Annotated in this window: 17 protein-coding genes; all 17 read left to right on the forward strand. The window is 28.4% G+C overall.

Annotated features, from left to right (window positions below; genetic code table 11):
* The first annotated feature begins 328 nt into the window (after positions 1-328).
* On the forward strand, positions 329-550 hold the full coding sequence (locus tag I6U48_RS01820; protein WP_218318687.1) for a YdbC family protein: 222 nt from the start codon (positions 329-331) through the stop codon (positions 548-550).
* Positions 551-857: 307 nt separating this feature from the next.
* The gene (locus I6U48_RS01825; RefSeq protein WP_218318688.1) at positions 858-1,625 is read left to right on the forward strand and encodes an AlbA family DNA-binding domain-containing protein; all 768 of its coding nucleotides are present in this window, start codon (positions 858-860) and stop codon (positions 1,623-1,625) included.
* A gap of 108 nt (positions 1,626-1,733) precedes the next feature.
* Entirely contained in the window at positions 1,734-2,312 is a 579-nt protein-coding gene (locus I6U48_RS01830; RefSeq protein ID WP_218318689.1) for an ATP-binding protein, read from the forward strand.
* A 716-nt stretch (positions 2,313-3,028) separates the two neighbouring features.
* Positions 3,029-3,793: a hypothetical protein gene (locus tag I6U48_RS01835; protein WP_218318690.1), complete on the forward strand. Its 765-nt coding sequence runs from the start codon at positions 3,029-3,031 to the stop codon at positions 3,791-3,793.
* 26 nt (positions 3,794-3,819) lie between these two features.
* Positions 3,820-4,515, forward strand: coding sequence for a response regulator transcription factor (locus tag I6U48_RS01840; protein WP_218318691.1), 696 nt, complete (start codon positions 3,820-3,822; stop codon positions 4,513-4,515).
* 2 nt (positions 4,516-4,517) lie between these two features.
* Positions 4,518-5,909, forward strand: coding sequence for an ATP-binding protein (locus I6U48_RS01845; RefSeq protein ID WP_218318692.1), 1,392 nt, complete (start codon positions 4,518-4,520; stop codon positions 5,907-5,909).
* A gap of 196 nt (positions 5,910-6,105) precedes the next feature.
* Positions 6,106-7,212, forward strand: a complete 1,107-nt coding sequence (locus I6U48_RS01850; RefSeq protein WP_218318693.1) for a hypothetical protein — start codon at positions 6,106-6,108, stop codon at positions 7,210-7,212.
* A 34-nt stretch (positions 7,213-7,246) separates the two neighbouring features.
* The gene (locus I6U48_RS29510) at positions 7,247-7,450 is read left to right on the forward strand and encodes a hypothetical protein (RefSeq protein ID WP_246615157.1); all 204 of its coding nucleotides are present in this window, start codon (positions 7,247-7,249) and stop codon (positions 7,448-7,450) included.
* Positions 7,447-7,770: a hypothetical protein gene (locus I6U48_RS29515; protein ID WP_246615158.1), complete on the forward strand. Its 324-nt coding sequence runs from the start codon at positions 7,447-7,449 to the stop codon at positions 7,768-7,770. Before I6U48_RS29510 ends, I6U48_RS29515 begins: the two co-directional genes overlap by 4 nt.
* A gap of 58 nt (positions 7,771-7,828) precedes the next feature.
* A complete protein-coding gene (locus tag I6U48_RS01860) occupies positions 7,829-8,284 on the forward strand; it encodes a hypothetical protein (protein WP_218318758.1) in 456 nt (151 codons plus the stop codon).
* A gap of 397 nt (positions 8,285-8,681) precedes the next feature.
* On the forward strand, positions 8,682-8,981 hold the full coding sequence (locus I6U48_RS01865) for a hypothetical protein (RefSeq protein WP_218318694.1): 300 nt from the start codon (positions 8,682-8,684) through the stop codon (positions 8,979-8,981).
* Between the two features lie 488 nt (positions 8,982-9,469).
* A complete protein-coding gene (locus tag I6U48_RS01870; RefSeq protein ID WP_218318754.1) occupies positions 9,470-10,867 on the forward strand; it encodes an MFS transporter in 1,398 nt (465 codons plus the stop codon).
* 17 nt (positions 10,868-10,884) lie between these two features.
* Positions 10,885-12,159, forward strand: a complete 1,275-nt coding sequence (locus I6U48_RS01875; protein ID WP_218318695.1) for an MGDG synthase family glycosyltransferase — start codon at positions 10,885-10,887, stop codon at positions 12,157-12,159.
* A 67-nt stretch (positions 12,160-12,226) separates the two neighbouring features.
* Positions 12,227-12,907: a response regulator transcription factor gene (locus I6U48_RS01880; protein WP_218318696.1), complete on the forward strand. Its 681-nt coding sequence runs from the start codon at positions 12,227-12,229 to the stop codon at positions 12,905-12,907.
* Positions 12,888-14,294, forward strand: a complete 1,407-nt coding sequence (locus I6U48_RS01885) for a sensor histidine kinase (RefSeq protein ID WP_218318697.1) — start codon at positions 12,888-12,890, stop codon at positions 14,292-14,294. The genes I6U48_RS01880 and I6U48_RS01885 overlap by 20 nt, the downstream gene beginning before the upstream one ends.
* 214 nt (positions 14,295-14,508) lie before the next feature.
* Complete coding sequence (locus tag I6U48_RS01890) at positions 14,509-15,177, forward strand: DedA family protein (protein WP_218318698.1); 669 nt, start codon at positions 14,509-14,511, stop codon at positions 15,175-15,177.
* Positions 15,161-15,721, forward strand: coding sequence for a phosphatase PAP2 family protein (locus tag I6U48_RS01895; protein ID WP_218318755.1), 561 nt, complete (start codon positions 15,161-15,163; stop codon positions 15,719-15,721). The genes I6U48_RS01890 and I6U48_RS01895 overlap by 17 nt, the downstream gene beginning before the upstream one ends.
* Positions 15,722-15,724: the final 3 nt, after the last annotated feature.

A 15,724-nucleotide genomic window follows, 5' to 3' on the forward strand; every position in this document is an offset into this window, starting at 1 on the left:
TAAGACAAACTGCCCATGTGGAATGTGTGGCGCTGTTGGTTAAGTAAAATCAAGGGTTAAAGGAAATTTAAATAATAAAAAGTAGCAAATTACTATGAATTTACTATCAATGAAAATGAATTCTTAGTAATTATTTTTTGATACTAAACTTTCAAATGTATTCACAATATCATGCTAACATCAGTTATTTCAGAAGTGTTTATATTTTAAGAATATATGTATTATGATAATGAGTACAAAGTGATTTATTTTGGTAGTCAGATTTTTATGCTTGTAGATTTAGTATATAATTATTTATAAGATATTTAGTGAATTTGGAGGCGGCAGTATGGCAGATATAAAATATGAAATAAAAGAAACTATAGGAGCTCTTTCAGAATCGTCAAAAGGTTGGAAGAAAGAATTAAACCTAATAAGTTGGAATGATAAAGAGCCTAAGTTTGATATTAGAGATTGGGATCCAGAGTATAATAAGATGGGTAAGGGAGTAACTTTAACAAATGATGAGTTAAAGAAGTTAAGAGATGTTTTAAATGAGATGGAACTGTAAGATTATAAATTAAAGCAAAATTAGATAATTAATCATAGCTTTTAAGGGTATAATGGAAGACGTTTAATGTGATGGTTATGTGACTGGATAAGAATAGAACAGCTGTAATTTTATGTGACGGGTATGTGACTGTAATGCTGGATTTCATACTGCTATTTGTGATAAATCTAGTGTTTTCAATGGTTTAAGTAAATAAGGTTATGTGATTGGATAAAAAAATAGCAAAATGATATACTAGTTTTATAAAAAAATTTATGTGACGGGTATGTGACTGAGTATTATAAACTACTATGGTGGAGGGATAACTTTGAATAATGATGAATTTGTCAGGCTGCTTAAACAGCTTACAGCATTAGAATTAGAAACGGAATGGGTTGAGTTTAAAGAAAACAATTATGAACCTGAATTGATAGGGGAATATATATCTGCATTATCAAATTCAGCTTGTATTCATGATAGAGAAGTTGGTTATTTAGTATTTGGTGTTGAAGATAAAAAGCATGATATAGTTGGAACTAAATTCAAACCTAAAGAATATAAAATTGGGAATCAAGAATTGGAGAATTGGTTAGCAACTCAATTATCTCCAAGGATAGACTTTAGAATTTATGAAGTTGAATATGAATCAAAAAACATAGTAATATTTGAAATAGATGCAGCATTTAATACGCCGGTTGCTTTTAAAAACAATCATTTCATAAGAGTTGGAAGCTATAAACATGACTTAAACAAGTTCCCTGAGAAGGCGAGAAAGATATGGATGAAGACGTTAACTAAATCTTTTGAAGATGGGATTGCAATGGAATATATTTCTGCTGATGAAGTAATTAAAAATATTGATTATCCAAATTATTTTGAAATGATGAATCTGCCATTACCTGATAACAAGCAAGCCATAATTGACAAACTTAAAGAAGAACAGATTATTCTTAGAAATTCAGATCAATATGATATTACAAATTTAGGTGCTATTTTATTTGCTAAAAACTTAAAAAATTTTCGAAGATTATCCCGTAAGACTGTAAGAGTTATATTATACTCAGGAAAGGATAGATTGGAAACACAAAAGGAGTAGGAATTTATAAGAGGGTATGCAGTAGTTTTTGAAGATATAATTAATTATATAGAAGATAGACTTCCTTCAAATGAAGTAATAGAGAAAGCACTGAGAAAAGAAGTCAAAATGTATCCTAATATAGCAATAAGAGAATTAGCTGCTAATGCTTTAATTCATCAGGATTTTATGGAAGTTGGATCAGGACCTATGATAGAAATATTCTGTGATAGGATAGAAATAAGTAATCCAGGGCAGCCGCTTATAAGTGTATTAAGATTAATAGATCATTCACCTCAATCGAGAAATGAAAAATTAGCATCACTTATGAGAAGAATGAAAATTTGTGAAGAAAGAGGCAGTGGCATAGATAAGGTAGTTAACTCTGTGGAGGCATATCAACTTCCAGCACCGGATTTTATAGTTCAGGAAAATGCTTTTAGAATTATTTTATATGCTCATAAGGAATTTAAAGATATGGAGAAAAAGGATAAAATAAGAGCCTGTTATCAGCATTGCTGTTTAAAGTATGTAGCTAATGAACTCATGACTAACAAATCTTTAAGAGAGCGATTTAATATTTCGGAAAAGAATTATTCAATGGTATCCAGAGTAATTACAGATACAATTGAAGATGAGTTGATAAAAGTGTATGACCCTGAAAATAAATCCAATAGAATGGCAAAGTATATACCAATTTGGGCTTAAAAAAGGTTGTTAAATATAATTACGTAATCAACGAAGTTATGAAAATATAATATGGTGGAAGGATTAAAACTTTCCACCATTTTTCCACTAACCCCTGAAACTATATTATATTTTATTTAGATATAGAAAAACACGGCTGGTTTTTTTAATCTTTACAATTTTAATAATTTCATTAATTTAAGCCTTATAGAATAATCTATTTTAATATAAAAAGTTATATTAAAATAATAATGTAAGACAAACTGCCCACGTGGAGACAGTTGTTAAGTTAGTTAAGAAATAGGATTATAGCAAAGGCTTTGAAGGCTTTGCTATAAAATTTCATAGTATGTTTTATGTTCCCTCAGACTTAGGTTTGAGGGGATTTTTTCTTGAGGTGGTAGGTAAAAGTCTAACTATTTTTGGAAAATAAGAAATTGTTTTAAAACACATCGGTGGAATATATGGTAAATATTTGTAAAAGAATGTATAATTGTAGTAAAGGCTAGATTACTGCCTAGATAGTGCGCTTTTTATTGTTTAAAAAGGAGTGTACAATCAAATTAAAGAATTAAAATTAAAGTATGGGTGTAATCCAAATCAAAAACTAGCTAGAATTTTTAGGTAGGACGGCGAACTTCCTATAAAAGTTTTGAATGGAAATCCTAGGTATAAAGTTAGTATTTATAAAAAATGGATAAAGCTTTGATATAAATGATATTTTAGGGGGACTTTATATGAAATTTAAAGTTGTTATAGTTATATCTATGTTTTTATTATTTGCATCAGGATGTTCTAACAAAGATGAATTAAATAGTCTTATGAAACCTCCAAAGTTATCAGCTTCACAGTCACAAATTTCAGAAATTATGGGTAAATTCATACCTAAAAACGTAAGATTAATTATCCCATCTTATGGTGAAAATCAAAAATCAATTGAATATATAGATATTGATGGTGATAAAAAAGACGAAGCAATTATTTTTTTAAAAGAAGAAGGAAAGCAATCATATGATTCTAAAATAGGATTCCTTATATTAAAACAAATAAAAGATAAGTGGACTAATGAAGCATATATAAGTGAATACGGTAATTTCATTGAATCGGTAACTTTTAAAGATGTTGATGGGGACAGGAAAAATGAAATTATTCTAGACTATAAGATGGAAGGGAGTTCTATTGAGAATATTGGTATTTACAAAGAGAATGAAAGTGGTTTCAAAAAAATATTTTCAGCACCTTGTTCCAATTTCATTTTAGAGGATTTAGATATGGATGGAACAATGGAATTGATAGTATTTAATGATGAAAAATGTACATTATACAAGGCTGATAAGCAAGGATTAAGTGAAAAAGATGAGGCTGATTTTCTTGTTTTTAAAGGATGTTCTATAGTTGTACAGGCAGTTAATAAAAGCTCTAAAGCAATTTTAGTAAAATCAGAAAGTTTTTCTAAAGAGATTATGGTAAAAGATAATAAGCTGCAGATTATAGAAAACTAAAGGAAATTTTAAAAAAGGAGTAGATTATGAAACGTGTATTAATTGTAGAGGATGAAGAAGATATAAGAGACTTCATAGTAATTAATTTAAAAAGAGCAGGATTTGAAGTAGTTGAAGCTGAAAGTGGAGAAGAGGCACTAGCCATTATACAAAATGAAAAAAATTTAGACATTATGCTTTTAGATATTATGCTTCCGGGCATTGATGGTTATAAAGTTTTAAAAAAGACTAGGGAAAATAATTCTTCAATCGGAATCATAATGCTTACGGCTAAAAGTCAAGAAATTGATAAAGTAGCAGGACTCACCTATGGAGCAGATGATTATATTGTTAAGCCTTTTAGTCCAATGGAGTTAATTGCTAGGATAGATGCTATTTTAAGAAGAATAAATAATGAAAACAATATAGAAAATAAAAAGATATTAACTTCGGGAATATTTAAACTAGATCTGGAAGCTAAAAGATTTTTCAAAGAAGATAAAGAAATTGAGCTTACACAAACAGAATTTTTATTGATAGAACTTTTTTTGAAAAATGAAGGGAAAGTCTTAAGTAGAAATGAAATTCTAGATAGTGTTTGGGGCAGCGACCATTTTGGTGATATAAAAATTGTAGATGTAAATATGAGAAGAGTAAGGCAAAAAGTAGAAAATGATTCTTCTTCACCAGAATATATCAATACAGTAAGGGGCTTTGGTTATAAGTGGGGAAAGGATAAGTAAAGATGAAAGGAATTAAAAAGAGATTATTTTTAAATTACTTAATCGGTGTTTGCTTAGTACTTTTTTCTGTTGAATTAATTTTTATGATATCTATAAAAAATTATTATTATAAATCAGTAGAACAAAGTCTTAATGAAAAAGCTGAATCTTCAGCTACATTTTATAATCAATATTTAAACAAAAATTATGCTAATCTTAGTGACTCATTAGCACCACTTGTTGAAAATAATACTGAACAGCAAAATGTAGAAATTCAAATTATAGATAAAAAAGGCAATGTTCTTTTAAGTAGTGAAATAGTATCGGCTGAAAAAATACAAACGAATGATTTTCAGAAAGCACTTAAAGGTGAAGTATCAACTTGGACAGGTAATAACATTGACACTAATGAAAAAGTTATGTCTGCATCAAGTGCAATTAAGGATTTAGATTCCAATACAATAGCAGTTATAAGAGTTGTTACATCTTTAGAAGATGTGAATAACCTTATTTTAAAGTATTTATTTTTATCAATGACTTTATTAATTGTAATTTTAATTTGTATTTTTATATCAAGCACTATTTTAAGTAAAACAATTGTTGAACCTGTAAAAGAAGTTAATGATATAGCACGTAAGATGTCAAAAGGGCAATTTAATGAAAGGATAAACAAACATTATAATGATGAAATTGGAGAACTTTCAGATACTTTAAATTATATGGCTTCAGAAATTTTGAAAGCAGAGGAGACGAAAAATGGTTTTATATCTTCTGTTTCCCATGAATTAAGGACTCCGCTTACAGCTATAAAAGGGTGGGGAGAAACAATTCTTACTGGAAGTTTTGAAGATAAAGAAGAAATTGAAAAAGGGTTAAAAGTAATATTAAGAGAAACGGATAGGCTAAAAAATATGGTAGATGAACTTTTAGACTTCTCAAAATTAGAAGGCAATACGCTGGTTTTGAATATGGAAAAAACTGATATAAAAGAAGAGATAGAAGAAATATTAAGATTATATGATGGAAGGGCAAAAAAAGAAAGAATTTCTCTTCAGTCAAAATTTACAGAAAATATCCCAGAGCTTTCAGTAGACAGAAATAGATTTAAACAAGTAATTATTAATATTTTAGATAATGCTATGAAGTTTTCACCGAAAGATTCAAACATACTAATAAATGTTTCTACTTTAGAAAATGAGCTGATTATTGAAATAATAGATAATGGCTATGGAATAGCTAAAGAAGATCTTCCGAAAATTAAGGATAAGTTTTTTAAAGGTAATTCAAAAAAATCTGGTAGTGGCATAGGTTTAGCTGTTTGTGATAAAATTATAAAATTACATGGGGGCAGCTTAGAGCTAAAAAGTGAGTTAAATAAAGGAACTAATGTAATAATTAAATTGAGGATAAATTAAATAGGTGAAAGAAAATAATAGGCTAGCATACTGGTTTATTATTTTTTTTGTGAATAACAGAAAATAAACATTTTGTTACCTAATTGTAACTATAAAGTATACTAAATGTAATTAATAAGTTAAGAAAATTATGTATAATAATATTACAAAGTGATTTCAAGTTGTTTTTATAAATATGAAAGGAATGAATATTATAATGAATATTATAATGAAAAGAAGAGTAATAACAATAGCTTTACTTTTAAGTTTGACAGCTATTTTAGGAGGGTGTAATGAAAGTAAAGATGTGGTAAATAATGAAAAATACACAAGCTCACCATCTAACACTGCTGCTAAGGTAAGTACTAACGAAAACAATGCTAGTACACAAACTAAGAGTTCAACTATTTTGACAATGACTGAATTATTAAATAAATTGCAAGGTGAATGGTATAATTTAAATGATGAAAAATCCATTAAAGAAAATGGTATGCATCGTTCGATAATGATTGAGAAAAAGGGAAATGATTATAGACTAATAGACATTTTTCCAGATACAGCTCTCTCATACAAAGTAAGTAGTATACAATATCTTGGAAATAATAATTCATATTTAATTATAACTCATAATGGAGACGATAAGAAAAATATTAGCTTTACATTTAATATAAGCGATGATTTTAAAAGTATAAATATTACTTCTGATTATGATAAAAATGTTAAGTATGTTAAGGCCACTGATGAGATTAAACAATATGTACAAATGCTTCAATTAGTAGGAACTTATAAGGATGGTCAAGATAAAGAATATGTTTTTAAAGATGGAGGTATTGCTGCATGGCCAAATAAAACATTTAAGTTCTCAGTTTCATTCATAGAAAAGCTTTCTCCAAATTCATCACCTGGGAAAGCAGTATATAATTATATAATAGTAAATGATAATAATGGAAAAGAGACTATGAGATATCTTTATGAGATTGTTGGTAATAAACTTGCTATATATAAAACAACATTAGATAAAGAAAATAACTATATAAAGGGTGCGCTGGTTGTAACTTTAACAAAGTCTAATGGAACAACAGATTTAATTCAAAAGGCAATTGATATTGTAGGTAAAAAATATAATGCGGTTGCAGACTATAAAGCTGAAAATGGAAATATGTTGTACAAATCAGATATAGGTGAAATTTCCTTTGATTGCTCAGGTCCAGATAAAACAAATAAATATAGAGTTCGTATATTTAAAGAAAATACCAGTAGTTCAGATATATTTAAGGAATTCAAAGTAGATGTTATAAGTGGAAGTGCTCAGGAGATTAAATAAAGTTTTTTATAGGATCATATTGAAGTGGTGTTCAATGTGGTCCTTAAGTTTAAATCCACATTTCAGAACAATAGCTGATTTTAGAAAAGATAATGCAAAGGCTCTAAAAAATGTATTCAGAGCCTTTGTTAAACTATGTTTAGAAATGAATTTATACGTAAAAGAGCTTATCGCCATAGATGGAAGTAAGTTTAAGGCTGTTAACACAAAAGATAGGAATTTTACTGCGTCAAAGTGAACGACCGTCTAAAATGGATAGATGAAAATATAACGGAATTTATGAAAGAAATGGATAAATGTGATAAGGAAGACAGGCATGGAACCGAATATACAAAGGAGCAGCTCCAAAATAAAATTGAAGAATTAAATAGAAAAAAGGATCTATACAATTCTTATCTCGAAGAGATGAAAGAAAATGATGTTACTCAAAAATCTATAACAGATCCAGAATCAAGACTTATGAAAAACAATGGAAAGCTTGATGTTTGTTATAATGTTCAAACTGCAGTAGATAGCAAAAGCCATCTTATAGCTGACTTCACAGTTACAAATAACTAATGCAAGATTACAAATATTAATAAACAAAAATTCTATTGAAGCTAACAAAACATTAAGTATGCTTATAGATAAAAATTTATTAGAAGCAGAAGGGCAAGGAAGAGGTACAAGATATTTATTATCAGATAAATTTAATTTAACTCCATACATAGATGATAACTCCATAAATAATATACAGAACTCCATAAATAGTACTGCTAACTCCATAATTAATAATGAAGACTCTATAAATAATGATGAAAGTTTATATGATAAATTAAGCGATATTGCAAAGTTATCAATAAATAAAAAAAGACTGGATGTTAACACTATGGATAATATTATAGTGGAGATGTGTAAAGTAAAATCAATAGAATTAAAAGAATTAGCTAAGCTATTGAATAGAAACGATGTAGGATTAAGAAACAATTATTTAAATAGACTGGTAAAAGAAAATAGATTAAAACTACTGTATCCAGGACAAATAAATCATCCTAAGCAGGCATATTTGACCAATATAGATGTAGAAAGTTAAAATTAAAAAATTCATGGAATGTAATTACGTAATCAACGAAGTTATGAAAATATAAATGGTGGAAGGATTAAAACCTTCCACCAAGCCATGAAATTATACTATAGTCTATTTAAATATATAAAAACACGGCGGTTTTTTTTAATCTCTACAATTTTAATAATTTTATTAATTTAAGCCTTATAGAATAATCTATTTTAATATAAAAAGTTATATTAAAATAATATTGTAAGACAAACTACCCATGTGGAAAGTGTGGCATTTTTTGTTAGGAATCATTTTAAAAAGCAAAGTATAGACAAAAGATATTTGTTTCATTCAATTCAAATCTCTTCATGCCATCATAATTGGACTTTCTCTCCGTATAGTTGTCGGAATTCTGATTGGAATACTTCAAGGTATGTTGGCAAAATTAACATTTGACGGTAAGGAAGTCTTTACAGAAGAGACTGTTATTGGAATGGTGCTCTGGCTTGTCTTTATTCCTATAAGATTATTTGTCCTTCCATGGCTTGAAATAATTGTACCTAGTAAAATAAATTTAAACATCCCAGATTATATTGGTATTTCTGCTCTATATATTTTTACTGGATTTTTTCTCGCAAAGGCAGTGACTTTGCTTTTTAGAAAAAAGCAAAAAATTTATCAGGAATCATATCTGAGTCTTGTAATCTACATTATAGTAATAGTTGTGAAGTGAACCCTAAATTTATTGGGTGGAGTCGGATTGAGCTTTATTGGTGCAGGACTTATTGTCTTTACGTGTGGTTCCATGATTGGGAGATGTGGAAATATTTCTTATCACTATCTCAAGGCAAGGTAAAGAATTTTTATGTTTAAGTAGTATATTTTTAAAATTACCGGAATGATATCTGGTAATTTTTTTTGTATGAATTTATAAAAAGGGAATTTCACCTAAAATAGAGAATGTTAAAGATGAGTATATGACTAACTATGATGTATAAAGTTTAAGGTAAATATAAATTACAGTAAGATTTAAAATATACAGATTTTATAAAATTTTAATTAAATTTTAATTAAAATTTAATTGTTTTGTAATAAAATATCTATAGTTCTAGTGAAACAGTATTCAAAAATTTGAGTATTTTGTGATTTATTAATATGAAAAACAGTGATGCTATATCAGAATTTATATATATTATAGAAAACTATGGAGATATGAACATTATGAATATCGGCAATACAAAGATGATTTATACAATATTTGTTTTTGTGGCATTAGCTGCTTTTGATAACATTATTATAGGGCTGTTTCCACCGCTTTTTACTTCTATAGCCAAAACTTTAAATGTACCTTTATCTGCTATGGGAATTGTTTCAGCTATCAATATATTAATAACTTCACTTTCGTCAATTTATTGGGGTTATTTATCGGGTAAATTTAATCGTAAAAAGCTCATTATTATAGGAACTATTTTTTGGTCTGTATCAGTATTTTTAACATCTCGCAGTAGTACTTATATTCAACTTATTATTTTTCAGATTTTTACCGGTATAGGATTAGGCTGTATAGCATCAATTGGATTTAGTGTTTTGACGGACTATATCCCTCATCAATTTCGAGGAATGCTTCTTAGTCTATGGGGAATGTCTCAGGGCTTTGGTGGAATTGTAGGATCACTGATGGCTTCCCTTGTTGCTACAGCTACAAATTGGAGAAAACCATTTGAGATTGTCAGCATAATAGGATTCTTATTAGTAATCTTATATTTTTTTATAAAAGAACCCACTTTAGGAGGAGCTGAGCCTGAATTAAAAGCACTTATTAAAGAAGGGTACGAATATAATTATAATATTGAATTTGATCATTTATACGAAATAGTCTCAAAGAATAGCAATGTTTTATTGTTTTTCCAGGGGTTTTTTATGAATATTACAACTGGAAGTTTAATATGGCTTCCCACATTATATATTTCAAAGATTCAACATCATGGTTATAGTATGGAAATAGCCACCATTGCAGCAGGATATCTTTTTGCTTTATTTCAAATAGGAGGATTGACATCGTCAATTTTTGGATATTTTGGGGATGTAATTCAACAAAAAAGTTATAAAGGAAGAGCGATAATGACTTCATTTTTTGTTTTTCTTACAGCAGTTTTTTATTCAGCAATGTTTGTAGTGCCAATGAATGATTTATTGTTGCCTAGATATAGCAGTTCAACTTTAATTTTTCTAAGTTTATTAAAGCAGATTGTTATAAATCCATGGATGCTTGCAATGTTTATATTGTCTTTCTTTGCTTCAGCTGCACAATCGGCCAATACACCAAATTGGCTTGCACTTATAGCGGAGGTGAATCTTCCAGAGCATAGAGGTACGACTTTTAGTGTAGCTAATCTTTCTGGGAGTTTAGGGAGGACTTTAGGGAATGTAGGCTTTGGTTTTCTACTTTTAATAGTTTCTATATATAAAACAGAGCCACATAATTATGTAATTGCACTAATAATATTCCAGTTATTCCTTATTCCTTCAGCTTTTTGCTATATAAAAATGGCTAAAAGTAATGAAAAGGACATTAAGAAAGTTAAATCGACTCTTATTAAAAGATCAAAATTGACTTAATAGAAAGGATGAATACTATGATTAAAAATATACTTATTATTTCTGCCGAGTTTACAGGACATGGGCATAAAAGTATAACAGATTCTTTATATGAAAAATTTCAAGGATATGATGGAGTCAAAATTCATGTTATAGATGGATTTTCTTTAGGGGAAAAGGTTCTGGAAACCATAGGGAAATCTTATGGACCAATTACTAGAAATGCTGAAGAATTATGGAGAATAGTATGGAATTTATCATGTGCAAATCCATCATTAGTTAACAAATTAGTTGAATTAAAAATAGAATACAATTTTATACAGGCATTAAGAAACATAAATCCAGATTTAATTTTATCTGTTCATCCTAATTTTAATGGATCTATTATAAACATATTAGAAAAGCACAAAATAGAAATACCAGTAATTACTTTGATTGCGGATCTGGTAAGTATATGTCCATTATGGGCAGATCCAAGAGCTTATTATATTATAAGTCCCACTCAAGAAGCAAAAGAAAAATGTGTTGAATTTGGAGTTTCAAAAGAAAAAGTACAAGTATTAGGGTTTCCGGTTAGGTCAAAATTTAACAATCATATAGTAAAAACCTTAGAGGAAAATTATTATGATGCTGATAAGCCGTTAAATTGTTTAATAATGAGTGGAGGCGAAGGCTCAGGAAATATGAAGAAGATAGCAGAAAACCTTCTTGATAATTTCAATTGTAATGTAAAGATTATTGCAGGCCGTAATATAAAATTGAGAAAAAAATTAGAAGAAGCATTGATGGATAAATATGGTAATAGAATTGAGATATATGGCTTTATAGAGAACATACAAGATCTAATGCTCAATTCTGATATTGCTTTTACACGAGGAAGTCCTAATGTTATGCTGGAAGCTGTAGCGTGCAATGTTCCTCTGGTTATAATAGATGCTTTACCTGGTCAGGAAGAAGGAAATCCGCGATTTGCTGAAAAACATAATATTGGTGTAGTGTGTGAAGATATTAAAAATATAAAAATAACTATAAGTGATTTACTTGAAAATAGTGCAGAAAAACTAAATAGAATTAAGGAAGCTCAAAGAAACTACAATAATCCTTATGTTGCAGAGAATATTGTGAATTTCATTATGAATATTGAACATCAAAACAGAAAACCTATAGGATCAGATGATAAATTAAATTTGGACAAAGATGGAAATGAAAATATTTTTCACAAATATCTTGAAAAACTAAAAAATGTCAATGATGTTAAAAATGAAATAAAAAAACAAACATGGAATCAAGATAGCAGGTGTGGAAACCATTAAAAAAATGGTGTATAGTAAAATTTAATAGTGGGCTTAGCCCACTATTTTTTAAATGGGGGTGAAGAACTTGAAAAATTTTAAGATTCTTTTAGTGGAAGATGAAAAGCAAATGTCAATATTTATAGAGATGGAACTTACTCATGAAGGCTATCAAGTGGATGCTGCATTCGATGGCAGAGAAGCTTTAAAGAAAGTAGAGACTACAGATTATAATTTGATACTTCTTGATATTATGATTCCCAATTTAAATGGGATAGAAGTTTGTAGAAGAATAAGGCAATTTTCTAGCGTTCCTATTATAATGTTAACAGCGAAAAGTGATATACCTGATAAGGTATTAGGCTTAGATGTAGGAGCAAATGACTATTTAACTAAACCATTTGCAATAGAAGAATTGTTAGCCAGAATACGGGTATATGAAAGAAATGTAATATTAAAAGATAATAATGAAATACTTAAAGTTAAAGATGTTGTTTTGGATAATAAAACACATCAGGTATGGAGATCCAATAGAGAAATCGAGTTAACCAAGAAAGAATACAGTATACTTGAAATGATGCTCATTAATAAAAATATTGTACTTACAAGAGAACAATTGATTGAAGAAGTATGGGGGTATGATTATGTGGGAGATACAAATGTAGTCGATGTATTTATAAGATACTTAAGAAGTAAGATTGATGATGATTTTGAAGATAAACTTATAACTACCGTAAGAGGTGTAGGATATGTTATTAAAGAAAATTAAATATATCTTTAATATTATTAGAAGTGCAAAAATTTCTATTAAGTTAACTATAGTATATGCATTCATGTTTTCATTAGTATTATTGCTTTTAAATGCAGCAATCCTATTTGGAGTAAAATATTACTTCTATAATCAGGCAAATAAGCAAATAGAGGATATACAAACCATAATAACAAATAAGCTTATTTCAAAAATCAATTTATCTGATAAAGAACTTTTATTAGATATTCCTTCAAAGGAGAATGTATCAATAAAAATAACTACAAAAGATGGGAAAGTATTAAATTCATCTGAAGGATTTGATTATAAAATTAAAGAATCTCATGATAATGAAAAAAAATCAAAGAGCAAAGAAAAACATCTTGAAGATAAAGAAAGACATTTAGTATATAAAAGTGTTGATTTACAAAGTGGAAAAAATGGAACTGTAAATGTTCAAATAGTAAAGGATATGCATAATGAGTACGATTTTATGAAAATATTATTTGGAGTTATGGCTATAGCTGATTTTATAGGTATTATCGCATCAATAATAGTAGGTTATATGATAAGTAAGAGAATGTTAAAACCTATTGATTATATAACTAAAACCGCTGAAAAAATAAGCATTAATAATCTAAAGGAAAGAATAAATGTAAAAGGTCCAGATGATGAATTGAAGAGGCTAGCTAACACATTTAACAAAATGATAGATGGACTTCAGGGAGCTTTTAGTAAGCAAGCACAATTTGTGTCAGATGCTTCTCACGAACTTAGAACTCCTATAGCTGTTATTCAGGGATATGCTAATTTACTGGACAGATGGGGAAAAGACGATAGAAATGCCTTGGAAAAATCAATTTATGGTATTAAATTAGAAGCCAGTAATATGGCCAGCTTGATTGAAAAATTACTTTTTCTTGCAAAAGGTGACAGTGGTACTCAACTTGTAGAAAAAAAAGAATTTTGGCTCAATGAATTAATAGATGAAGTAGTAAGAGAAAGTAAACTCATAGAAAAAAATCATAAAATCTCCAGTAATAGAACTGATGCAGTAAAAATTTTAGCTGACTATAAGATGATAAAACAAATGCTAAGAATATTTATAGATAATAGTATTAAGTTTACTCCCAATGATGGAATTATAGATGTAAGTGCGGAAGCACAAGATAAAAGTGTAAAAATAACTATTAGTGATACTGGGGTTGGTATACCAAAAGAAGAGATTGAAAATATATTTGATAGATTCTATATTGTAGATAAATCCAGATCCAAAGAAAATGGAGGTACAGGACTTGGGTTATCTATTGCAAAATGGATAGTTAATATGCACCAAGGAGATATAGCAGTAGAAAGTGAAGAAGGTAAGTGGACAAAAGTGACTGTAACATTAAATTTAGGTGAATAATTGAATAACATTTTGGAGGTCATAAGGTGAGAGAAAATATTTCTCTCACCTTATTTTTATTTTAATGATTTAAGTTGAAAAATATAGAATTATTTCTTAAGGTAAATCTAAGAGTTTTTTAATGTGATTTTAATCTTGAGACAACATAATGTATAGCATAAGATAAGTGTTTGGTTAATATCTATAATAAATTTTGTAAAGAAGGGATAAAAATATGAGTATTGTAGGAGCTTTTATTAATGTAATATTACATCTTGATAAATATTTAAATATAGTAGTGCAGGATTATGGAATATGGACATATGTACTTATATTTATAATTATATTTTGTGAAACTGGTCTAGTTGTTACTCCGTTTTTACCAGGAGATTCTATTTTATTTGCAACAGGAGCACTTGCATCTATCGGAGTACTTAAGATAATTCCTTTATTTATGATATTTTATTTAGCAGCTGTAATTGGAGATACTGTTAATTATCACATAGGACAGAAAATAGGAAATAAGATTCTAGATAAAGAAGATGTGAAATATATAAATAAAGAATATCTTAAGAAAGCGCATAGTTTTTATGAAAAACATGGGTCCATGACGATAGTAGTAGGAAGATTTATACCTATAATTAGAACTTTTGTGCCATTTGTTGCTGGAATAGGAGAAATGAGTTATTCAAAGTTTATTACCTATAACATATTAGGTGGATTTATGTGGGTGGTATTATTTTTATGGGGAGGGTACTTCTTTGGAGACCTACCATTCATAAAACAACATTTTTCCTATGTTTTAATAGCTATTATAATAATATCTATTATTCCAGGAATAGTTACATTTATTAAAGAAAAGAGAAATGGGGGTAATAAGGTTAATGATGTCATTAATACATAATCTTGATAATTATATTCTATTTGCTATTAAAAAATATATGCAAAATAAATATTTAGATAGATTAATGCCTATAGTAACAAGTATAGGGAATCTAGGATTCATTTGGATTGTCATAGCTATGGTTTTAATCTTAGATAAACCATATAGATTAATTGGTAATATAGTAATATTGACACTAATAATAAGTACCATTATTGGAGAAGGAATAGTAAAACATATAGTGAGGCGTGTTAGACCGTGCGGTTGTGAAAATAATGTTAGTCTCCTGATCTCAAAGCCAATATCTTATTCTTTTCCTTCTGGACATACTCTATCATCTTTTGCTGTTGCTGAAGTTCTATCCATGTATTTTAGCCAATATAAGCTGATATTTATAGGTATAGCATTTCTAATAGCTTTATCAAGGTTATATCTATATGTTCATTATCCAACAGATGTCATAGCAGGAATCATAATTGGAATATTCTGCTCTAAGTTAATCTTTATAATTTTACGAGAAGGATATTTAGCAAAGGTTGCTATTCTTTATCAAAATATATTATAGAAG

Origin of the sequence: Clostridium thailandense (genome assembly GCF_019207025.1) — a bacterium.
Lineage (GTDB): Bacteria > Bacillota > Clostridia > Clostridiales > Clostridiaceae > Clostridium_AM > Clostridium_AM thailandense.